General features: G+C 61.8%; 20 protein-coding genes and 2 pseudogenes. 18 read left to right on the top strand and 4 right to left on the bottom strand.

The features are described 5' to 3' along the window. Positions 1–18 precede the first annotated feature (18 nt). The 4 genes and pseudogenes from V8359_RS02795 (at position 19) to V8359_RS02775 (ending at position 4,026) form a co-directional block, all read left to right on the top strand. The gene (locus V8359_RS02795) at positions 19–351 is read left to right on the top strand and encodes a copper-binding protein (protein ID WP_336427181.1); all 333 of its coding nucleotides are present in this window, start codon (positions 19–21) and stop codon (positions 349–351) included. Between the two features lie 286 nt (positions 352–637). Beyond that, a pseudogene (locus tag V8359_RS02785) lies at positions 638–1,535 on the top strand (tyrosine-type recombinase/integrase). Positions 1,536–1,541: 6 nt separating this feature from the next. Further along, positions 1,542–2,561, top strand: a pseudogene (locus tag V8359_RS02780) (IS91 family transposase); the annotation flags it as partial. Between the two features lie 727 nt (positions 2,562–3,288). Continuing rightward, positions 3,289–4,026, top strand: coding sequence for a DUF5765 domain-containing protein (locus tag V8359_RS02775; RefSeq protein WP_336427180.1), 738 nt, complete (start codon positions 3,289–3,291; stop codon positions 4,024–4,026). 405 nt (positions 4,027–4,431) lie between these two features. Here V8359_RS02775 and V8359_RS02770 read toward each other — a convergent pair whose 3' ends face one another. Then, complete coding sequence (locus V8359_RS02770) at positions 4,432–5,058, bottom strand: helix-turn-helix transcriptional regulator (RefSeq protein ID WP_336427179.1); 627 nt, start codon at positions 5,056–5,058, stop codon at positions 4,432–4,434. 252 nt (positions 5,059–5,310) lie between these two features. On the opposite strand from V8359_RS02770, the gene V8359_RS02765 reads away from it, so the two are divergent. The 8 genes from V8359_RS02765 (at position 5,311) to V8359_RS02730 (ending at position 11,889) form a co-directional block, all read left to right on the top strand. After that, positions 5,311–6,489: a pyridoxal-phosphate-dependent aminotransferase family protein gene (locus V8359_RS02765; RefSeq protein WP_336427178.1), complete on the top strand. Its 1,179-nt coding sequence runs from the start codon at positions 5,311–5,313 to the stop codon at positions 6,487–6,489. 1 nt (position 6,490) lies between these two features. Beyond that, positions 6,491–7,474, top strand: coding sequence for a 2-hydroxyacid dehydrogenase (locus V8359_RS02760; RefSeq protein ID WP_336427177.1), 984 nt, complete (start codon positions 6,491–6,493; stop codon positions 7,472–7,474). Positions 7,475–7,815: 341 nt separating this feature from the next. Continuing rightward, complete coding sequence (locus V8359_RS02755; RefSeq protein WP_336427176.1) at positions 7,816–8,757, top strand: HpcH/HpaI aldolase/citrate lyase family protein; 942 nt, start codon at positions 7,816–7,818, stop codon at positions 8,755–8,757. A 14-nt stretch (positions 8,758–8,771) separates the two neighbouring features. Beyond that, positions 8,772–9,962 carry a malate--CoA ligase subunit beta gene (locus tag V8359_RS02750; RefSeq protein WP_336427175.1) on the top strand — a complete coding sequence of 397 codons (1,191 nt, stop codon included), beginning with the start codon at positions 8,772–8,774 and terminating at the stop codon, positions 9,960–9,962. Continuing rightward, positions 9,962–10,846 carry a succinate--CoA ligase subunit alpha gene (gene sucD / locus V8359_RS02745; protein ID WP_336427174.1) on the top strand — a complete coding sequence of 295 codons (885 nt, stop codon included), beginning with the start codon at positions 9,962–9,964 and terminating at the stop codon, positions 10,844–10,846. Before V8359_RS02750 ends, sucD begins: the two co-directional genes overlap by 1 nt. A gap of 217 nt (positions 10,847–11,063) precedes the next feature. Continuing rightward, positions 11,064–11,189 (top strand): hypothetical protein, encoded by a 126-nt coding sequence (locus V8359_RS02740; RefSeq protein WP_336427173.1) that lies wholly within the window; start codon positions 11,064–11,066, stop codon positions 11,187–11,189. A gap of 137 nt (positions 11,190–11,326) precedes the next feature. After that, positions 11,327–11,500 (top strand): YqaE/Pmp3 family membrane protein, encoded by a 174-nt coding sequence (locus V8359_RS02735; protein WP_336427172.1) that lies wholly within the window; start codon positions 11,327–11,329, stop codon positions 11,498–11,500. After that, positions 11,497–11,889: a DUF4112 domain-containing protein gene (locus tag V8359_RS02730; RefSeq protein ID WP_336427171.1), complete on the top strand. Its 393-nt coding sequence runs from the start codon at positions 11,497–11,499 to the stop codon at positions 11,887–11,889. Before V8359_RS02735 ends, V8359_RS02730 begins: the two co-directional genes overlap by 4 nt. 11 nt (positions 11,890–11,900) lie before the next feature. On the opposite strand, the gene ndk is transcribed toward V8359_RS02730, so the two are convergent. Continuing rightward, complete coding sequence (gene ndk / locus V8359_RS02725) at positions 11,901–12,323, bottom strand: nucleoside-diphosphate kinase (protein WP_336427169.1); 423 nt, start codon at positions 12,321–12,323, stop codon at positions 11,901–11,903. Between the two features lie 132 nt (positions 12,324–12,455). Between ndk and V8359_RS02720 the strand changes: the two genes are divergently transcribed. From V8359_RS02720 to V8359_RS02710, 3 genes are all read left to right on the top strand, one after another. Next, a complete protein-coding gene (locus V8359_RS02720; RefSeq protein WP_336427168.1) occupies positions 12,456–14,300 on the top strand; it encodes an ABC-F family ATP-binding cassette domain-containing protein in 1,845 nt (614 codons plus the stop codon). 72 nt (positions 14,301–14,372) lie between these two features. Then, a complete protein-coding gene (locus tag V8359_RS02715) occupies positions 14,373–14,990 on the top strand; it encodes a MarC family protein (RefSeq protein WP_336427167.1) in 618 nt (205 codons plus the stop codon). 60 nt (positions 14,991–15,050) lie between these two features. Beyond that, the gene (locus tag V8359_RS02710; RefSeq protein WP_336427166.1) at positions 15,051–15,632 is read left to right on the top strand and encodes a retropepsin-like aspartic protease family protein; all 582 of its coding nucleotides are present in this window, start codon (positions 15,051–15,053) and stop codon (positions 15,630–15,632) included. Between the two features lie 17 nt (positions 15,633–15,649). Here V8359_RS02710 and V8359_RS02705 read toward each other — a convergent pair whose 3' ends face one another. Further along, a complete protein-coding gene (locus V8359_RS02705; protein WP_336427165.1) occupies positions 15,650–16,108 on the bottom strand; it encodes a DNA polymerase III subunit chi in 459 nt (152 codons plus the stop codon). Positions 16,109–16,113: 5 nt separating this feature from the next. Beyond that, positions 16,114–17,589 carry a leucyl aminopeptidase gene (locus V8359_RS02700; protein ID WP_336427164.1) on the bottom strand — a complete coding sequence of 492 codons (1,476 nt, stop codon included), beginning with the start codon at positions 17,587–17,589 and terminating at the stop codon, positions 16,114–16,116. Between the two features lie 219 nt (positions 17,590–17,808). Between V8359_RS02700 and lptF the strand changes: the two genes are divergently transcribed. Genes lptF through V8359_RS02685 form a run of 3 tightly spaced genes read left to right on the top strand, consistent with a single transcriptional unit; the run spans position 17,809 to position 22,252 of the window. Continuing rightward, a complete protein-coding gene (lptF, locus tag V8359_RS02695; protein ID WP_336427915.1) occupies positions 17,809–18,930 on the top strand; it encodes an LPS export ABC transporter permease LptF in 1,122 nt (373 codons plus the stop codon). Beyond that, positions 18,927–20,018, top strand: coding sequence for an LPS export ABC transporter permease LptG (gene lptG, locus V8359_RS02690; RefSeq protein ID WP_336427163.1), 1,092 nt, complete (start codon positions 18,927–18,929; stop codon positions 20,016–20,018). Before lptF ends, lptG begins: the two co-directional genes overlap by 4 nt. Beyond that, positions 20,015–22,252 (top strand): LPS-assembly protein LptD, encoded by a 2,238-nt coding sequence (locus V8359_RS02685; protein ID WP_336427162.1) that lies wholly within the window; start codon positions 20,015–20,017, stop codon positions 22,250–22,252. Before lptG ends, V8359_RS02685 begins: the two co-directional genes overlap by 4 nt. Position 22,253 lies beyond the last annotated feature (1 nt).

Here is a 22,253-nt window from a genome sequence, read left to right as displayed (position 1 = left end):
CGCAAAAGGAGGCACAACATGCGTAAATTTCTGCTTTCCCTGGCTCTTGCCGCGACCGTACCGACGCTCGCTCTGGCCAGTGACGATTCCCATTCAGGCCATGAAATGTCCTCGCACGAAGGCATGGAAGGCATTCACGCCGAGGCAACTGTCAACAGCATAGACGGCAACATGGCCAATATTTCGCACGGTCCCATCGCCGAAATCGGCTGGCCCGCGATGACGATGGACCTCCCCGTACTGGATGGCGCCGAGGTTGGCGAAATAGAGTCGGGTGATGACGTGATGATGATGCTCGAAAAGGGTGATGATGGCATGTACGCCATACGTGCGCTCCTGCCTAAAAAGTAAGCCGCTCCGCCGCAGAGAGCGCGCCCTTTTCTGGAAAAGTGGGTCGCGCTTGATCACCCGCAATCGGATGAACGCTGAAAAGCTGACATTGGGATGGAGCGCAGCGAATGACCGGTCCCCGCCCCTCCTGCTTGAGCGACGTGAACGGCCCATGCACTAAATCGCTTCGCGATAGGGGCGCTTGTGGCGGTCGTTGCGCTGAAGTGGGATATGTTTCGCAGATTGTGATGTCGGGTGTCTGCTGTTGATCGAGGTGATTTTGCCTCGGTTGACAGAGGATAGTCCCATGAATGTACAGCAATCCGCGCCGATGATCCCCCTCCGTACGCGCATGGTCGCCGACATGTCCGCACGTAATCTCGGACCCGCGTCCCAGACCAGTCACTTGCGGGCCTGCAGGCGATTTGCGGCCTGGCTCGGGCGGTCGCCAGAAACGGCCACGCCAGACGATGTGCGGGATTTCCAGCAACATCTGATCGAAACTGCCACGAGCATCTGCACGCGCAACCAAACGATGACAGGCGTCAAGTTTCTGTTCCGTGTGACCATGCGACGCCATGATCTGGTGGCCGAGATTTTCCACCTCAAGGAACCGGTGAAGGTGCCGCTGGTACTGAGCCAAAAGGAGATCAAACGCATCCTGGCCATGGCGCCTGGTCTGAAGGCGCGGGTGATGCTCTCGCTCGCCTATGGCTGCGGCATGCGCGCGGGCGAAGTCGTCCGACTGAAGGTCGGTGATATTGACAGCGCCCAAGAGGTCATCCGGATCGTCCAGTCGAAGGGGCGCAAGGATCGCAACGTGATGTTGCCCGTGGATATCCTTGGTCTGTTGCGCGAGTGGTGGAAAGAACGCCCGACCAGCCAGGACAAGGATGTGCCCGGGCCTGAGCGGGTCCTTTTTCCAGGCTATCGGGGCAAACACCTCTCGGCTGTTCAAGGAGACTGCGCGGGAAGCGGGGATCACCAAGCCGGTCACGCTGCATACGTTGCGCCATTCCTTCGCGACCCATCTGCTGGAGCGCGGTGTCGATATCCGGGTCATCCAGGCGCTGCTTGGCCACACCAAGCTGACCACGACGGCGCGGTATGCCAGCGTCGCGACCGGCATGATCTCGGCGGTCGGGAGCCCGCTCGACGATCTGACCGCGTCGAAACGCAAGAAAGGCAAGAAAGGCGCACCGTAGCGTAGAATGTCCAGGCCACGGCTGGAGGTTGCGGATATCTTCCGCGCCTGTGGTGCTGCGTATCGGTCAACAAACAAGGGGCACATCAGCCTCGACCAGTTGAAGGTGATGAACGCCATCGAGCGTTGCCGCACGGCGGCGCTCGGCGGCCATGTCGCGCGGTGTGAAGACTGTGGGCATGATCACATCTCCTACAACTCATGCCGCAATCGCCATTGCCCCAAATGTCAGGCGGGTGCGGCCAAGGCCTGGCTGGCGGCACGCGAGGCCGAACTGCTGCCTGTGCGGTATTTCCACCTGGTCTTCAAGTTGCCGAAGCCGATCGCCGACATCGCGTTTCAGAACAAGCGCGAGATCTACAACCTGCTGATGCGGGCGAGCGCGGACACGGTGGTCAGGATTGCCGCTGATCCCAAGCATCTCGGTGCCCGGGTCGGCATCACATCCATGCTCCACACATGGGGCTCGGCGATGATGCATCATCCCCATGTTCACATGATTGTTCCGGGCGGCGGCTTGTCTGCCGACGGCACCGAGTGGATCGCCTGTCGCAGGAACTTCTTCCTCTCCGTCCGGGTTCTGTCCCGTCTGTACCGGCGCCTCATTCTGGACGGGCTGATCAAGCTGCACAAAACCGGCAAGCTCCAGTTCCACGGCGATCACGCCGACCTGTTGGACCAGGATGCCTTCGATGCCTTCCTGCAACCGCTGCGCAAGATCGAGTGGGTCGTGTATGCCAAGGAGCCCTTCGCCGGTCCCAAGGTGGTGCTGGCCTACCTGTCGCGCTACACGCACAGAGTGGCGATTTCCAACAGCCGCCTGATCCGCATGGACGACCACGGCGTCACCTTCCGCGTCAAGGATTACCGCGTCACCGGTCCCGGGCGGCACACCAGCATGACCCTCAAGGTGGATGAGTTCATCCGCCGGGTCCTCATCCATGTCCTGCCCAAGGGCCAGCACCGCATCCGCCACTACGGCTTCTTCGGAAACGGCAACCGCGCGGGACAAGGCGCGTCGCGCCGCCGCGCATCGCCGGGCCGCCTCCACGGCACGGCGATTTGACAGGGCTGGTCGCATCGCCCGAGCGCCGTCCGGATTCGGCAAACGTAAAGCGCATCAGCACCACCGACGGATCGCCGCACCGCAGCCCGTCGAGGCGCGGCTTCTGTCCGCACTTCGGTCGCTCTACCTCCCAAGCACGAAGGTCCGCTCAGACCAACCGGATAGTTAAAGCGTTTCGCGAAAAACCCTGATCACAGATTTGCGCGAAACGCAGCGCAACATTCAGGCGTTGCACGCGTTTCGCCTTTCGCTGATGTCTCAGGTTAAAGGCGAAACGCTTTAGGTGCCATGTCCGCTCCGGGCTTGCTGAAGTCATTTGATAGATTCCGTCAGGCACCTCACACCGGCCAGACGGGGTGAGCGGCGGCTATGCGCAGGAAGCGACCTTTGCAAAGCTTGGCCCGTTTCCCGACAGCGGCCTTTCGTGTAGACTGCGGCGAAAGACGGGAGTGAGCCCAAAGTGTCAAATGCTGCAACGCGTTCGAACGTCGGCTATCGATGGACAGTCAAAAACCTTCAACAACTTCTCCGTCTTTGGTTTAGAACGGGGTTTGTGGCTGCGTCCAACGATGTGTTTTACGCTCGTTCCAACAACGGGGGTTTTTGATCAGAATGACAGATAAGGCCATCTGGCGTTCCAGTCGCATAGTCGTTAGTTTGCAAACCTACACATCAAGAAAGTGATTTTATGTGCTGGAGCGGTGAAGCGTCGGCTACACTTGCATTTATTGGTTTAGGAACAACTGCTTACGCGACCTACAAGAAAGAACCAGCCCCGTTATGGGTGGCCCTCGGTTATTTCTCTTTAATGGAGCTTTTGCAGGCCTATACATACTCGGTGATTGATCAATGCTCACTGCCTTCGAACCAAGTTGCCACTCTTCTTAGTTATCTACACATCGCGTTCCAACCCTTCTTCATCAACCTTCTGTCGATGTATTTCATACCAAGCGCTGTGCGTCAGAAGATACAATGGCCGGTTTATACGGTGTGTCTTTTCTCGACAGTTATCATGCTCTTACAGCTTTATCCGTTTGAATGGGCGGGGTCATGTCAGCTGGGGCGCGGACTGTGTGGTGAGCAACTATGCTCAGTATCGGGAGACTGGCATATCGCGTGGGACGTGCCGACAAACGGGATGTTGAATTTTATAACTGTCGATTCATGGGCATCTTTCCTGAGCCTGTATCCCACCTACTTCGTCGCTGGGATCTTGTTGCCCTTTATCTACGGTTCTTGGAAATTTACTGTGTATCACTTCTTAATTGGGCCGCAGTTGTCCATGCTGCTGACCAGCAACCCTAATGAAGTGGCCGCAATCTGGTGCCTGCTATCAATAGCAATTCTGCTTCTGGTCGTTAAAACACCGATAAGACAGTTCATGTTTGTGAAGTCTTGGTGGCTATGGCCGAAACAAATGGTCTGAAACCCCACCACACCCCCTGCCGAGCCTCTTGCGGCTGATCCGCCGGCGGAAATACGTCCCGCCACAGTTCCCCTACTGCGTGAGGCCCCCGAAATCCGCTATGTGGCGGCTCGAGGAAATGCCAGATTCCTCCCCAAAAACCACCTTTTTTTAACGGGTTCCCGTAAGCGGTCATCGGCGCTGGTGTGACCAAGGATCACTTACTCCGGACTGCCGTCACTGGATGCAGCCCGCCCGAAAGTCCGCTCTGACCATCCCCGCCGTCTCGCGCCATGTCCGCTCAGGGCTGAAAGCCGTCATTTGTGGCACGTTGGGGAACAACGGCAGCAAAGACCCGCACCGTCGCCATCCGGCACGCTCCGAGCCAATGGCGCGCGGTCCACACTGCCTTTAATAATTGCGCCCTCAGTAATTGCCCGAGACATACTTGGCGATGGCGCCGCCGCGGGAGTTGACCTCGAGCTTTTGATAGATGGCCTTGAGGTAATATTTCACCGTGTTCTCGCTGAGCCCCAGACGCGCGGAAATCTGAAAATTGGTCAGCCCGTCGCCCAACAACCCGAGGATTTCGTGTTCGCGCCTTGTGAGCGCGTCGGACGTGTCATGGGTGAGCCTGCGCAGGATATCGGTCGGAACGAGGCTGTGACCCTCGACCAGACGGGTGAGGATAAGCGGCAGGTTCTCGAGGATATGGCTCATCATGCAGACCGAATTCGCGCCCGACTTGATCGCGGCGCGAATGAAGGCGAACTCCGTCTCCTCGGCCACCACCACGATCATCACATGCGGAAAATCCTTTTGCAGCGTGGCCAGCGCATGGGCAAGATCGGCATCGGCAAGCCGCACGCCCAAGATCACGATAACCGGTCCATCCTCCTGCCCCAGAACGCGGGTCAAGGTTTTGAGATCGGTGGCAAAGGGACCAAGCGAGACCCCCGACATCTGTGAGACGAGCGAGCCGATGCCCTGACAGACGATCACCTGCCGGTCCGCCACGATGACGCGCGATGTGGTCACTTCCGCATTGTCCATGATCTTGAGCACGTGTCCGACCCGATGTGAATGGTGGATCACAGTGTGACCCGGAGAACCACATGAAATCAAAGCATTTTTTCGCATGCCTTGGTATACAAGCCAGAATGCGGTCATCGCGACTGCCGGGTGGGTAGGGCCGCCCTACCCGTTCGGTGATGGCACCCCGCCTTTGTTCGTTCCGGCCATACGCACGGGCATTGCGCCATATGGCGGGCATGGGGATAACGACCAAAATCGCGGAGGATACCCATGAACGGATACCAGCATCTATTTATTCCCGGCCCGACAAATGTGCCGGAAAAAGTGCGTCAGGCCATGAACATACCCATGGAGGACATGCGCGCGCCCGACTTTCCCGAGTTTGTGAACGGCCTCCTGACCGATCTCAAGAAAGCCTATCGGATGAAGGGCGGGCGCATCTTCGTCTTTCCGTCGTCGGGCACCGGGGCGTGGGAGAGCGCGATCTCGAACACGCTCAATCACGGTGACCGCGTCCTAATGTCGCGCTTTGGCCAGTTCTCGCTTTTGTGGGTGGATATGGCCGAGCGGCTGGGCCTTGAGGTGGAGCTTTGCGAGGTCGAGTGGGGCAAGGGCGTGCCGCTTGAGGCGTATCGCGAGGCGCTTGCCGCCGACACGGAGCACAAGATCAAGGCGGTCTTCGCCACGCAGAACGAAACCGCGACCGGCGTCACCTCGGACATCGAAGGCGTGCGGCGGGTTCTGGACGAAACGGGCCACCCTGCCCTCCTGTTCGTCGATGGCGTGAGCTCGATCGCGTCGATCGAATTCGAGATGGACAAATGGGGCGTCGACCTTGCCGTTTCGGGATCGCAGAAAGGGTTCATGCTTCCGGCGGGTCTGGGCATTCTGGGGGTGAGCGACAAGGCGCTTGAGGTCAACAGACAGCAAAACGCGGGAATGCACCGCTGTTATTTCAGCTTTGAGGACATGATCAAGCTGAACGATACCGGGTATTTTCCCTATACACCGGCGACACAGCTTCTTCGGGGGCTTCGCGTTTCGCTTGATATGCTGCTTGAGGCGGGCATGGAAACGGTGTGGCAGCGTCATGCCTTTCACGCCGAGGGCGTGCGCAAGGCCGTGGCCGCGTGGGACGGTTGCGAACTGGTGGCGCGCGGGCCGGACTGGGCGTCGGACACGGTGTCGGCGATTTATACGCCCGAGGGCGTGGATGCGCGCGACGTGATTTCGGGGGCCTACAACCGGTATCAGACGTCGCTTGGGACCGGTCTCAACAAGCTGATGGGCAAGGCGTTCCGCATCGGGCATCTGGGATCGCTGAATCCGGTGATGCTGTGCGGGGCGATCTCTGCCGCGGAAATGGCGCTGAGGGATGCAGGGGCCCGGATCGAGCCCGGATCGGGCGTGGCCGCGGCGCAGGAGCATTATCGCGGCGCGGGGGCCTGAGATGGCGAATACTGAGACCCCGCGCATCCTGATCACGCGCCGCTGGCCCGAGGCGGCGGAGGCGCGTGTGGCCGCCCTTGGCGATGTGAGCTTTCGCGCGCCCGACACGCCGATGAGCCATGACGAGTGGATCGCGGCGGCCGAGGGACATGACGTGATCATGCCCACCGTTTCGGACAGCATCCCAGCGGCGTTCTACGATGCGGCGCGGGGCAAGGTGCGGCTTCTGGCGAGCTATGGCGTGGGCTACAACCACATTGACGTTCCACGGGCACGGGAGGCTGGCATCGCGGTGACCAACACGCCCGGCGTGCTCACCGATTGCACCGCCGATCTGGCGATGGGGCTGCTTCTCGCGGCGGCACGGCGGATCGGCGAAGGCGAACGGGAGTTGCGCGCCGGGCGGTGGGACGGCTGGCGCCCGACCCACATGATCGGAAAAAAGGTCAGCGGGGCCACGCTGGGTATCGTGGGCTTTGGCCGGATCGGACAAGCGATGGCGCGGCGGGCGCATTACGGGTTCGGTATGCGCGTGGTGTTCCAGAATCGGTCGCGCGTCGATGCCGAGACCTGCGCCAGCGCCGGGAATGCGCAGCAACTGGACAGCCTTGAGGCGGTGGCCGGAGAGGCGGATTTTCTGTCGCTGCACTGTCCCGGTGGACCGGAGACCGCCGGACTGATCGGGGGACGCGTCTTTGAGGCGATGACGCCGGGCGCCATTCTGATCAATACCGCACGCGGAGACGTGGTGGACGAGCCGGCGCTTTTCGAGGCGCTCGAGACCGGGCGGCTGGGTGCGGCGGGGCTTGATGTCTATGTGGGCGAGCCAAAGCTTGACCCGCGCTTCCTGCGCTATGACAACCTCGTGCTGGCGCCGCATTTGGGGAGTGCCACCGACGCGACACGCATGGCGATGGGGGATCGTGCCATCGACAATCTGGAGGCCTTCCTCAGGGAGGAGACGCCCCCCGATCTTGTGACCTGATGCGCGGTGCGAGACGTGGTTTGCACGACGCCGGGGCGGATGCGCCCCGGCGTTTTGCGTTGCGCGCCGCCCGGATGCGGACCGAGTCGGGCAAAGCTCGCACGGCAGCAGCAGGACGGCGGCGCGTTTCGTATCGGGAACCTGCACGTCGCATCGGCGCGCATGCCCTTCGCTTGGCATCCCATTGCATTCCTCTTGCGTGGCGACGGGTAGTGCCGCCCTACCCGTTCAGCCCACGCCCCCAACCCCGGGCGCGCAAACTTACCCGAGGGAACGTTACCGTCAGGGCCCGATGGGCGCATTGTGACGTCAGCAAACACTTGCCCCAAGGGAGGGATCCGATGAGCTATACCCTGCACCCGCTGAAAAAACAGCGCCTGCAACGATCCGAACTGGCTGTGCCCGGTTCAAACCCGGCGATGATCGAGAAGGCGGCGGATTCGGATGTGGATTACATCTTTCTCGATCTCGAAGATGCCGTGGCCCCGCCCGACAAGGTGCAGGCCCGCAAGAACATCATCGAGGCGCTGAACGACATCGACTGGCGTGGCAAGGGCAAAACCATGTCGATCCGGATCAACGGACTCGACACACACTACATGTATCGCGATGTGGTGGACATCCTCGAACAGGCGGGCACGCATGTGGACACGATCCTTGTGCCCAAGGTGGGTGTGCCCGGCGATCTTTATACCGTCGAGACGATGGTGAGCCAGATCGAGGAGGCCATGGGCCTTGAGCACCGGATCGGGCTTGAGGCGCTGATCGAGACGGCGCTTGGCATGGCCAATGTCGAGGCGATCGCGGCCACGCCCGGCCGGCTTGAGGCGCTGCATTTCGGTGTTGCGGATTATGCCGCGTCGAACCGGGCGCGCACGGTGGTCATTGGCGGGCTGAACCCCGACTATCCGGGCGATCAATGGCATTTCGCGCTGAGCCGGATGACCGTCGCCTGCCGCGCCTATGGCCTTCGCGCCATCGACGGGCCCTTCGGTGATTTCAGCGATCCCGATGCCTATGTGGCCAGCGCCAAGCGTGCCGCAGCCCTCGGCATCGAAGGCAAATGGGCGATTCATCCCAGCCAGATCGCGCTGGCGAACGACGTCTTTTCACCGCCTGATGCCGAGGTGACACGCGCGCGGCGCATCATCGAGGAACTGCGCAAGGCCGAAGCCGAAGGCAAGGGCGCGGCCAGCCTTGACGGCAAGATGATCGACGCGGCCAGCGAACGCATGGCCAACAACGTGCTGACGGTGGCCGACGCCATCGCGGCCAAGGGATAAGGGAGGCCCCGACCATGGACATTCATGAATATCAGGCCAAGGACCTGCTCAAGCGGTTCGGCGTGAACGTGCCGCGAGGCGGTATCGCTTACAGTCCTGAACAGGCGGTCTATCGCGCCCAAGAGCTTTCGGGTGATCGCTGTGTGGTCAAGGCGCAGATCCATTCGGGCGCGCGTGGCAAGGCCGGCGGCGTGCGCGTCTGTTCCTCGGACGAGGAGATCGCTGATGCTGCGGCGTGGATGCTGGGCCGCAAGCTCGTGACCCATCAGACCGGACCACAGGGCAAACTGGTCGGGCGGCTTTATGTCGAGGAAGCCACCGACATTCAGCAGGAGATTTATCTCGGGTTCGTCATGGACCGCACCGAAGAGCGTGTTGTTGTCGTGGCCTCGGCGCAGGGCGGCATGGAGATTGAGGAGATTTCCGCGAACGAGCCCGAAAGCATCATCCGCTCGGTCGTTGATCCGGCGGTGGGAATGCAGGCCTTTCAGGCGCGCGAGATCGCCTTTCAGCTTGATCTTGATCCGTCACTGATCGCGCAGGCGTCGAAGACCATCACCGGCGCTTACCGGATGATGGACGAGCTTGATGCGAGCATGCTCGAGATCAACCCGCTGGTGGTGACCGGCGCGGGCGAGATCGTGGCGCTTGATTGCAAGGTGAGCTTTGACGAGAACGCGCTCTTTCGTCACCCCGAGATTTCCGAGCTGCGCGACAAGAGCCAGGAAGACGGGCGCGAGACCTATGCGGGCGACCGGGGCCTCAACTATATCGGGCTGGAGGGGGAAATCGGCTGTATCGTGAACGGTGCGGGCCTCGCGATGGCGACGCTTGACATGATCAAGATGGCCGGCGGCGAGCCTGCGAACTTTCTCGATGTGGGAGGCGGCGCATCGCCCGACCGGGTGCTGATGTCGTTCAAGGCGGTTCTGAACGATCCCAATGTTGAGGCCATTCTGGTCAATATCTTCGCGGGCATCAACCGCTGTGACTGGATCGCCGAAGGTGTCGTGCGGGCCGTGCGCGAACTTGACCTCAAGCTGCCGCTGGTGGTGCGACTGAGCGGGACAAACGTCGATGAAGGGCGCCAGATTCTTGACGAAAGCGGCCTCAACATCACCACCGCCGAAACACTGGCCGAGGCGGCCGAGAAGGTCGTGACAGCGTGGAAGCAGGGACAAGCAAGCAACGGGGAGGCCGCGTGATGGCTATTCTGATCGACAAGACTTCGCGGGTGCTCGTCACCGGACTTACGGGCCGGATCGGCAGCTTTCACGCGCAGGAGATGGCCGAATACGGCACCAATGTCGTGGGTGGCGTGACACCGGGCAAGGGTGGCACGACGCATAACGGCCTGCCGGTCTTTAACACGGTCAAGGGGGCCGTGGCGGAAACCGGGGCGGACACGGTCATCGCCTTTGTTCCACCGCCCTTCGCGGCGGATTCGATCATGGAGGCGGCGGATGGCGGCATCCGCACCTGTGTCTGTATCGCCGATGGCATCCCCACGCAGGACATGATCCGGGTCAAACGCTATATGCGGCGCTACAAGGCCGAGAAGCGCATGCGCCTGATCGGGCCGAACTGTGCGGGGATCATCACGCCGGGACAGGCCTTTGCCGGGCTGATGCCGCCGCATATCTATCTTGAGGGGCGCATCGGGATCATCGGGCGCTCGGGCACACTGGGATATGAGGCGGCGAGCCAGATGAAGGCGCGCGGAATCGGGGTGAGTTCGTCCATCGGGATCGGCGGCGACCCGGTCAACGGATCGAGTTTCCGCGATATCCTCGAACTTTTCGAGAATGACCCCGACACCGATGGCGTCGTTATGGTTGGCGAAATCGGTGGCCCGCAGGAAGCGGCTGCTGCGGAATATATCCGCGATCACATGACCAAACCCGTCGCGGCGTATGTTGCCGGTCTTTCGGCACCCAAGGGGCGGCGGATGGGCCATGCGGGCGCGATCGTGTCAGCGTTTGGTGAAAGCGCGCAGGAAAAGGTCGAGATCCTGCAAGGCTGCGGCGTGACCATTGTGCCCACCCCGTCGGCCTTTGGCGAGACGGTCGAAACTATGATCGCGGCTTAAGCCCCCTTGGCTGCGGTGGGGAGCCCCTCGCCGCAGCGCCGAAATGGAAACAATTCTGCACAAGACAGGCGCATTATTGCGCCGATGTAAAAAATGCCCCAATTAGGTCACATTCTTGCCACCCGGCTGCCCCTAACGCGCAATACCCTGATGGAATCGACACGCGCCGACGGGGCGCGCCAGGGCCCGGTCAGCTGATCCAGAAAAGGAACAGCAGATGGCCAAGTCACCCCAACGCCCCCCGGCCCCGAAATCCGAACAGCCCAATCCGGCCAAGCCCGCCCTGCCGCGCAAGCCCAAGATCATCTCACGTCAGGTCTTTACCGACTTCGCAAGCATCTGAACGCCCTGCAGAGGCGTTGAACGAGCGGTCACATCCGGGCGCTCTCGCGGTCGCGGATGACTTGCATCACAGGACCGGGAACAATGCCCCCCGGCCCGCGTTTCACCGGCAACGTAACCTTGTGCCGGAGACCCCGAATGGACATTGTCCGCATCATCCTCGCCGTTATTTTGCCGCCCCTTGGAGTTTTCCTGCAAGTCGGACCGGGCAAGCATTTCTGGCTCAATATCCTTCTCACCATCCTTGGATACATCCCCGGCATCGTGCATGCCGTATGGATCATCGCGCGAACCGGTCCGCACCGCGCATGACAGAGGACGAACGCAGAGAGGTCGAGCGGCTTGAGCGGATCGCGCGCCGCATGGACCGGGCGTTTCGGTTTCCTTTTACAGACATACGATTCGGCTGGGATTCGATCCTTGGTCTCGTGCCCGGCATAGGTGATACGCTGACCGTCGCGCCCGCGATTTATATCGTGCACGGCGCATGGCGATTGGGCGCCTCGACGCCGCTCCTGCTCAGGATGAGTGGAAATATCGCGATCGATTGGATCGTCGGCCTTGTTCCCGTGGTGGGAGATATTCTGGACGTCGGACTCAAGGCCAACAGCCGGAACGTGGCCCTGTTGCGGGCCCGAATGGAAAGGGCGGCGCATGATGCACCGCCCTTGCCGAAAAACCTTGATCAGACAGGGCGCTAGCCCCGACTGTTTCAGCCCACCAGTTCGAGACCCGAGAAGAAATACGCGATTTCCTCTTTTGCGGTTTCGGGCGCATCGGAGCCGTGAACCGAGTTTTCGCCAACCGACTCGGCGAATTCGGCGCGGATCGTGCCGGGAGCCGCGTCAGCGGGATTGGTCGCCCCCATGACTTCGCGGTTCTTGGCGATGGCGCCGTCCCCTTCGAGCACCTGAACGACAACCGGCTCGGAGGCCATGAATTCACACAGTTCGTCGTAGAACGGGCGCTCTGCGTGGACCTTGTAGAACTCGCCGGCCTGCGCCTTGGTCAGGTGAATCCGCTTCTGTGCGACGATGCGCAGACCCGCATCCTCGAACTTTGCGTTGATCTTGCCGGTCAGGTTGCGCTTGGTCGCGTCGGGTTTGATGATGGAAAGCGTGCGTTCGACAGCCATGTAAGCCTCTTTGTGCTGAATGCGCGGGCCCCATGCCCGCGCGCGTTCGTAAATCGCGGCCCCGATAGCATGCGCCCTGCCCTTTGAAAAGCTGCGATTGACGGCCCTCCCCCATTCCGGCAAACCGCGCGCATGCTAAAGATCGAAAACATATCTTACTCCGTCGCGGGGCGCCCGCTGATCGAGGACGCGTCGGCCGCCATCCCCGAGGGGCACAAGGTGGGTATCGTGGGGCGCAACGGCACGGGCAAAACCACGCTGTTTCGCCTGATCCGGGGCGAGCTTGCCCTTGAACAGGGGCATATTTCGCTTCCGTCACGGGCGCGCATCGGCGGTGTCGCACAGGAGGTGCCCGGCAACGAGGTTTCGCTTATCGATACGGTTCTGGCCGCCGATATCGAGCGCGCCACCCTGCTTCAAGAGGCCGAAAGCGCCAGCGACCCGACGCGCATCGCCGATGTGCAGACCCGGCTTGCCGATATCGACGCATGGGGGGCCGAGGCCCGCGCCGCCACGATCCTGCGGGGGCTGGGCTTTACCGCCGAAGAGCAGCGCATGCCGTGCAGCGCCTTTTCGGGCGGCTGGCGGATGCGCGTGGCCTTGGCGGCGGTGCTTTTTTCCGAGCCCGATCTGCTTTTGCTCGATGAACCGACCAACTATCTTGATCTTGAGGGCGCGCTGTGGCTGGAAAGCTATTTGGCGAAATACCCGCATACGGTTCTGATCGTGAGCCATGATCGCGGGCTTCTCAATCGGGCGGTTGGCGCGATCCTGCATCTCGAGGATCGCAAGCTGACGCTGTATCAGGGCAATTACGACACGTTCGCCCAAACCCGCATGGCGCGGATCGCCGCAGCCGAGGCCGAAGCCAAGAAGCAGGATGCCCGACGCGCGCATCTTCAATCCTATGTCGATCGCTTCCGCTATAAGGCCGACAAGGCGCGGCAGGCACAGGCGCGGATCAAGGCGCTTGCCAAAATGCAGCCCATCACGCGGCCACAGGAGGCTGCGCTGCGCGCCTTCAGCTTCCCCGAGCCCGAAGAGCTATCGCCGCCAATTCTCAGGATTGAGGGCGGGGCGGTCGGTTATGATGGCAAGCCCGTGCTTTCGCAGCTTGATCTGCGCATAGATCAGGATGACCGGATCGCGCTTCTGGGGCGCAATGGCGAGGGAAAATCCACGCTTTCAAAGCTCTTTTCCGACCGGCTTGCGCCGATGTCGGGGCGGGTGACCAAGACATCGAAGCTTAGGGTCGGGTATTTCGCACAGCATCAGGTGGACGAGCTTCGTGTGGACGAAACGCCGTTGGAGCATATCCGCCGGCTGCGCCCCGGTGAGACACCCGCACGCCTGCGCGCCCGGCTGGGCGGGTTCGGCATCGGGGCCGAACAGGCCGACACGGTGGTCGGGCGCCTTTCGGGTGGGCAGAAAGCGCGCCTGTCGCTCATGCTGGCGACGATAGATGCGCCACATATGCTCATCCTCGATGAACCGACGAACCACCTTGACATAGAAAGCCGCGAGGCGCTGGTCGAGGCGCTCACGGCCTATTCGGGGGCGGTTATCCTTGTCAGCCATGACATGCATCTTCTCAGTCTGGTGGCCGATCGGCTCTGGCTGGTGAAAGGGGGGCGTGTCACCGACTATGATGGTGATCTCGAAACGTATCGGCAAAGCTTGATCGCGCCCGACAAACCTGCGGCCAAGCCCAAGCAGGACAAGCCCAAACGGCCTTCGCGCGATTCCGTGCTTACCCTTAAGCAAGAGGTGCGCAAATGCGAGGAGCGTGTCGAAAAGCTTCAGGAGATGTCCGAGCGGCTGGCCCGCAAGCTCGCTGATCCGACGATGTATGACGAGGCGCGCGTCGACGAAGCGACGGTCTGGCAGAAGAAATATGCCGAGGTGATGGAGGGGCTCGACCGGGCCGAGGCGCTTTGGATGCGGGCGCTCGAGAAGCTGGAAAAGGCCGAAAGCTAAACCCGGCGATTGCCGGTGACGGCCAAGAAACAGGGTTGATTGCGGGCGCGCGGCGGCTTAGGGCCTCTGAGCATGGACAGCGCATTCCTTATCACCGCCTTCTTCACCTTCTTCGTGGTCATGGACCCGCCCGGCCTTGCCCCGATGTTCGTGGCACTGACGCAGGGCATGGACAAGCACAAGCGGCGGCGGGTCGCGCTGCATGCCTGTGTGGTGGCGGGCGGTGTGCTTCTGGCCTTTGCGGGCCTTGGCGAGCAGCTTCTGGATTTCATCGGGATCAGCATGCCCGCCTTCCGCATCGCGGGGGGGATCATGCTGTTTCTGATCGCGCTCGACATGCTTTTCGAACGGCGCAGCAAGCGACGCGAGAACCGCGCCGAGGAGGATGATCACGACGATCCGGCTGTCTTTCCGCTGGCGATTCCATTGATCGCGGGACCGGGCACAATCGCGACGGTGATCCTTCTGACCGGGCAGCAGCCCGGCTGGGGCGGGTTTTTTGCCGTTCTGGGCGTGATGTTCGGGGTTTTGGTGCTCAACTATGTCTGTTTTCTGGCTGCGGGGCTTATTGACCGGATGCTTGGGCGCACCGGCGTTATCGTGCTGACCCGTATTCTTGGCATGCTGTTGGCCGCGCTGTCGGTGCAATTCGTTCTCGACGGGCTGAAAAGCTTCGGCTTCGCCGGCTGACCTTTTCGCCGGGCAGCCCTGCCCCTATCTCTGAACAAAGAGCCGTGAAGGGGCGCCCCCATGCAGAATTTCGAAACCGCCAATCTTGTCTATCTCATCGTGCTGGGCAGCGCGGTGGTTGTCTGGTTCGTGGCCGCGAACCGCAATTCGCTGGGCAAGGTGACGCAACAGGCGCTTCTTTGGGGGCTGATCTTTCTCGGCGTGATCGCTGGTGTCGGCATGTGGGATCATATCCGTGACACCGTGATGCCGCGCCAAAGCGTGAACACAGAAGCGGGCCGCATCGAATTGCCGCGCATGGCGGACGGGCATTACTACCTTTTGGCCGAAGTCAACGGCGCCGATGTGCGGTTCGTGGTGGATACCGGCGCGACGCATGTGGTTCTAAGCCAGGCTGATGCGAAGGCTGCGGGTTTCGATCCTGAGGAGTTGAGTTTTCATGGGCGCGCGGTCACCGCCAATGGCAGCATCCGCACCGCGCCGGTGCGGATTGACAGGCTGAACGCGGGGGGGATCGAGCATCGCAATGTGCGCGCCGTGGTGAATGGCGGGGAGTTGGACACATCGCTGCTGGGCATGTCCTATCTTCAACGCTTCGAGAGCATCCAGATCATGAACGACATGCTGATCCTGACGCAATAGGCCCACCGGCGGCGCGGTCAGCGTTCCGCCTTTTTCTCCCACCGGCCGCTTTCTTCGGACCAGTATTGCGCCGCGCAGCCTGCGCCGGTGAGGGCTTTCCACTGGCCGCGCGCTGTATCAAGAGCGGCGGCGTCATTGCCGTCAAAGAGAACGCAGACGCGTTCGAGCGTGCCCACCTCATCGGGTGTGACCGGGGCCCCGTCGATGGTCATGAGGCACTGCGCGCCGTTGGGCATGTCGACACCGGTGGTCAGCAGGATCGGCTGATCCGCGTCGTGATCGCCCCCGGCAAGGCCGTGCGGCAGAAAGCCGTCTTCGGGGCCAAGCCAGAGCCGTTCATCGAGCCATTCCAGCCGCGCGGCCGCGACCCCGCGCACCGCGACACGCCAGCCCGCGCCCCGCGCCTTATCAAGGAGCATGGGCAGCGTGGCCTCGAGCGGGCGGCGCGTGAGGTGGTAGAAATAGGCCGCGCCCATCGCCGTCAATCCGCCTCGAAGTGATCGGCCACCAGACGGTTGAGCGCCATCACGCCCCAGCCTGACGCCCCCTTGGGAGCATGCGGCGTGTCGGATTTGACCGAGGCGACGCCAGCGATATCGAGGTGAATCCAGGGCGTGCCCTCGGTCACGAAACGCTGAAGGAACTGCGCCGCCGTGATCGACCCCGCAGCGCGCCCGCCAACGTTTTTCACATCGGCGATCTGACTTTTGAGCATCTCGTCATAGGCGCGGCCCATCGGCATGCGCCATGCGCCTTCCCCCTCGGCTTCGGCGGCGCGCAGGAACTTGTTGCAGATCGGATCGTCATTGGAGAAGACGCCGGCATTTTCGTGTCCGAGCCCGATGATGATCGCACCGGTGAGTGTGGCCAGATCAATCATGCCTGCGGGTTTGTAGGTTTTTTGTGCATACCACATCACGTCGGCGAGAACGAGGCGGCCTTCGGCATCGGTGTTGATCACCTCGACCGTGTCGCCCTTCATCGAGGTGACCACGTCGCCGGGGCGTGTGGCGTTGCCCGAGGGCATATTCTCGACCAGGCCCACCAGCCCCACGACATTCGCTTTCGCCTTGCGCAGCGCGAGCGCGCGCATCGTGCCGGTGACAACGCCTGCGCCGCCCATGTCCATGGTCATGTCTTCCATGCCCGCGGCGGGCTTGAGGCTGATGCCGCCGGTGTCGAACACCACACCCTTGCCGACAAGCGCGAGCGGTGCATCGCCCTTGTTGCCGCCCATCCATTCCATCACCGCGACCTTGGAGGGGCTGACAGACCCCTGCCCGACCGAGAGGAGGCAGCCCATGCCGTGCTTTTCGAGATCGGCCTCTTCGAGGATCGTCACCTTGAGACCCAGATCGCCCATATCCTTGATCCGGTTTGCAAATTCCGTGGTCGTCAGGTGATTGGCGGGCGCGCTTACCAGATCGCGGGTCATGAACACACCTTCGGTCACGGCAAGACGCGGCGCGGCCTCGGCGCGGGCGGTCTCGGGGTTCGCGACCATCACGGTCACGTCGCCCGGCGCGTCTGTCTTGCGGTCGCTTTTGTGGTCGTCGAAAGCATAGGCGCGCAGGGCTATTCCTTGGGCCACATCCACCGGACGGCGCAGTTGCGAGGCCAAGATGAGCATCGGCTCGCGCTCTTTGAGCTTGCCCAGCGCGACGCCTGCTTTGCGCGCGGTCAGCGCGTCGGCGTTACGTTCGAGGCAAACCACATCGAGCGCCTTTGCCGCGAGGCCCGAAGGCCAGGCCAGTGTCTTGACGTCACCGTCCTTCATATCCTCGAGCACGCCTTCTTCGATCATCCGGGCCAGCGCCCCCTTGGTCAGGCGATTGACCCGCCGCGCCGGTTTGTCGAGCTTGCCGTCGGGGGTGACGAAGACGGCCACCCGGCCCGCGACCCCGGCAATGTCATCAAGCGCGAGATCGGTGAAGGTGACAGTGACGGGTTTGGTCATGATGGCTCTCCTGAATGGGTTTTTCCAAGACCTAACGCGGCGCGCGCGGCTTGACCAGAGCGGCGGCGGCGGGCGGTGCCGTGCCCAGCGCCGGCACCGGTGGCGGACCCCCGCCACACCCGGCGCCGATTAGCAGTTTTCCCCGGCTTCGAATTGGTCTAGTTTGCCACCAGATATGGTGTGTCCGGGGGGAGCAGAGTGACCAGATTCGACAGATATATGCTGTCGCAATTCATGGTGCTGTTTGGATTCTTCGCCCTCGTCCTCGTGTCAATCTTCTGGATCAACAAGGCGGTGCGCATGTTCGACCGCCTGATCAGCGACGGCCAGTCGGCCTTTGTCTTTCTCGAACTCACGGCACTGACCCTGCCCGGTGTCATCGCCATTGTGTTGCCCATCGCAGGCTTTGCCGGGGCGGTCTATGTGACCAACCGTCTGAGCACCGAAAGCGAACTGACGGTGATGCAGGCGACGGGGTATTCACCGTGGCGGATGGCGCGACCGGTGCTGTTTTACGGGATTATCGTGGGGGCGATGATGTCTTTGCTCACCCATGTTCTTGTGCCGATCAGCCTCCATCAGCTTGAGATGCGCAAGATCGAGGTGTCGCGCAATGTCACCGCGAAACTTCTGACCGAGGGTGAATTCCTTCATCCCGCGAGCGGTGTCACCTTTTATATCCGCGAGATCACGCCCGAAGGCGAGTTGCGCGATGTGTTCCTGTCGGACCGGCGCAATCCCGAAGCGCCGGTCACCTATACCTCGAACGTCGCCTATCTGGTGCAGGAGGGTGGCGGCACCAAGCTCGTGATGGTGAGCGGGCTGGCCCAGACATTGCGCACAGGCGGCAACCGGCTTTTCACCACGTTCTTTGATGATTTCTCGTATGATATCAGCAGCCTGGTGTCGCGTGATGCGATCAAGCTGACTCGTGTCAATTTTCAACTCACACCGACGTTGCTTAGCGCGCCCAAGGCGGTGGCCGAGGCCGCGGAGATCAGCGAAGGCGCGGTCATGCTCGAGTTGCACGGGCGCTTTGCGCAGGCGTTCCTGTGCGTTGTCGCGGCCCTGATCGGATTTGCCACGCTGCTTGTGGGAAGCTTCAGCCGTTTCGGGGTCTGGCGGCAGATCCTGCTGGCTTTCGTACTTCTGGTGGGGGTGAAGCTGATCGAGGGGACCGTGGCGGCCCCGGTGCTTGTCAATGCCGCGCTGTGGCCGCTTATCTATGTGCCGAGCATCGTGGGATTTGGAATCGCGGCGGTGCTTTTGTACATCGCGGGGCATCCGGGCCTTGTTCGCCGCCTGTTGCCCTGGCCACGCCCGAAGGAGCATGTGGCATGATCCTGCATCTTTACTTCGCGCGCAGGTTTCTGTGGACCTTCCTGAGTCTCGCCCTGACCTTTGCCATTCTTCTGGGGCTGATCGACCTCGTGGACGAGGTGCAGGACCACCCTGACCTTCAGCTTGTCGAAGTGTTCGAGATCGTGCTTCTGAACATGCCACATGCAAATTACGAGATCATGCCGTTGATTCTGATCCTTGCCTCGGTGGCGCTATTCGTGCGGTTGGGCCGGTCTTCGGAAATCGTCGTGGTGCGTGCGGCGGGGCGGTCCGCGCTGACGGGGCTTGCCGGGCCGGTGACGGTGGCGGGGCTTATCGGGCTTCTGGCGATCACCATGTTCAACCCGATCGTCGCGGCCTCGTCGAAACGCTATGGCGACCTCAACAACCGGATCGCAGGTGAGGGTGAGAACGTTCTGGCCATTTCGGACGAGGGGCTCTGGCTCAGGCAGGGGGTGGCGGATGGGCAGACCGTGATTCATGCGGTCAGCGCCAGTCCCGACCTCAATGTGCTTTATGGCGCGACATTTATCGACTTCACCCAAGACGGCGATCCACAGACCCGTGTCACCGCAGAAAGCGCGCGGCTGGGGGATGGGGAATGGGTTTTGCAGAATGCCAAATTCTGGGATCTTGCGGGGGCGGACAACCCCGAGGCAAGCGCCGAGACACATGAGACGCTGCGCATTCCCGCCGCTCTGACGCGGGATCGGATCATCGACAGTTTCGGGAAGCCGGAATACATTCCAATCTGGGATTTGCCGGCCTTCATCAATCAGCTTGAGAGCGCGGGATTTTCGGCGCGGCGCTATGCGGTGTGGTTCCAAATGGAACTGGCACAGCCGATATTCCTGATCGCGCTTGTGGTCATTGGCGCGGCCTTTACGATGCGGCATGCACGGCTGGCCAATACGGGCACATCGGTTCTTGCCGCGGTGATGCTGGGATTCAGCCTGCATTACGTGCGGAATTTCGCGCAGGTTCTGGGCGAGAATGGGCAGATTCCGGTGGCTCTGGCAGCATGGGCCCCGCCTGTGGCGTCACTGCTTCTGGCGCTTGGGCTCTTTTTGCAGCGGGAGGAGGGATGAGAGCGGTCTGGGGGCATCTGCGCATAGCGGTCGTGCTGACGCTTGGGCTGCTGGTGGCCGCTGCGATGGCGGGGCCAACAACCGCACAGGTCCGGGATGCGGCAGGCGACGGCGCGGGCTCTTCCTCGGGTGAGCCGGCGATCCTTGTGGCGGACGATGTCAGCATCACGCAGGACCGAAGGCTTGTCGCGCGCGGAAATGTCGAAGCTTTTCATGAGGGGCGCCGCCTTAATGCGCGGGCCGTCATCTATGACCGCGAGACCGAACACCTGATCATCGAGGGGCCGATCACCCTGTCGGATGGCGATTACACCACTGTGCTGGCCGATGCCGCCGAACTTGACCGCGATTTGCAGAACGGCATCCTGCGCGGGGCGCGCGTCGTCATGGACGATCAGCTTCAGATGGCCGCAGTGCAGGCCAACACCGTCAATGGCAGGTATACGCAGCTTTACAAGGCCGCCGTCACGTCGTGCCGGGTGTGCCACGATGACGGGCAGCCGCTTTGGCAGATTCGAGCACGCCGGGTGGTTCATGACCGGCGGGAGCGGCAGATCTATCTTGATGACGCGCAGTTCCGCGTGTTTGACACGCCGATCCTGTATTTCCCGCGTCTGCGCCTGCCGGACCCGACATTGAAACGGTCGACAGGGTTCCTGATCCCGTCACTGCGCAATTCGACCTTGCTGGGATTTGGCGCGAAGGTGCCCTATTTCATCCGGTTGGGCGACGACAAGGATTTGACGGTCACGCCTTACTTTTCCACCAAGACACGCACTCTCGAACTGCGTTACAGGCAGGCGTTCAAGAATGGCGGGATCGAATTTCAGGGCGCGCTGTCGGATGACGACATCGGACGGCGGCATTCCTTCCGCAACTATGTCGCCGGTGCGGGCGCCTTCGCGCTCAAGAATGATTTCGTGCTGCGGTTCGACGTCGAGCTTGTGAATGACGATACGTATCTGGTGGATTACGACTATTCCGACAAGGACCGGCTGGACAGCGAAATCTCGGTCGAGCGTGTCCGGCGCGATGAATGGGTGCGCGCGGCGTTGACCCATTTCCGGTCCCTCAGGGCGGGAGAGGCGGACAGCACCCTGCCCACGGTGGTGGGCGATCTGAATTACGAAAAGCGCGTGCATCCCGAACGGCTGGGCGGGGAGCTTAGGTTCTCGGCGGGGCTGCATAGCCATTATCGCAGTTCGGACACAACGACCGACGGCCCGGATTTCGACAATTTTGCGGACGGGCGCGATGTCACGCGTCTTACCGGGAGCGCCGATTGGCTGCGGACGTGGACCCTGATGGGCGGCATCCGGTCCACCTTCGAGACCGGCCTTGCCTTTGATGCCACCAAGGTGCGGCAGGCGGGGACGACGAGCGCCTCGTCGGCGGCGGAACTTACCCCGAGCGCCGCAGTCACGCTACGCTGGCCATGGGCGCGGCGGTCGGGCAGCACAGGGGTGACCAACGTCATCGAGCCGGTCGTGCAGCTTGCCTGGGTCGGCGGGAGCGATCCCAACATCCCCATAGACGAAAGCACTCGTGTTGAATTCGACGAAGGCAATCTGCTTTCCTTGTCGCGCTTTCCCGAAACGGACAGGCGCGAACGTGGGGTTTTCGGTGCCTATGGCCTGACATGGGCGCGGCTCAATCCAAATGGCTGGACCACGCGGATAGGGCTTGGGCAGGTCTGGCGCAACGAACGTCAGCTTGAACCCGGTGGCGCGTCGAGCTTTACCAACACATCCGGCCAGCAGGGCGAATATTCCGATGTGCTGGTTGCGGCGCAACTGGCGACGGTGGACGGTCTCAGCCTGACGGCACGGGGTCTTTTCGACGATCAGTTCGACACGACCAAGGCCGAGGTGCGCGGCACATGGTTCAATGCGCGCACCGAACTCAATGCGACCTACATCTGGCTGGGGCGCGATGTGGCCGAGAATCGGCCCGGCACGATTTCCGAATGGGCCTTCGATGGATCATACCGTCTGTCGCGCCACTGGACGGGCAGCGCCGAATGGCGTTATGACATCGCAAGCGACCGCAGCGTTGAAGGGGGTGTTGGTCTGACCTATACGAACGAATGTGTGGATATCTCGCTTAAGGCCTCGCGCCGCTTCACCTCTTCCACTATTCTCTCGCCGTCGACGGATATCAGTCTGACCGTCGGCTTGCGGGGATTTGCCACCCGGACGGCCGACAAGAGCTATGTTCGGACATGCAGGAAATGAT

The sequence above is a fragment of the Roseovarius sp. E0-M6 genome (assembly GCF_037083845.1).
Lineage (GTDB): Bacteria > Pseudomonadota > Alphaproteobacteria > Rhodobacterales > Rhodobacteraceae > Roseovarius.
This window is presented reverse-complemented; position numbering and strand designations above follow the sequence as displayed.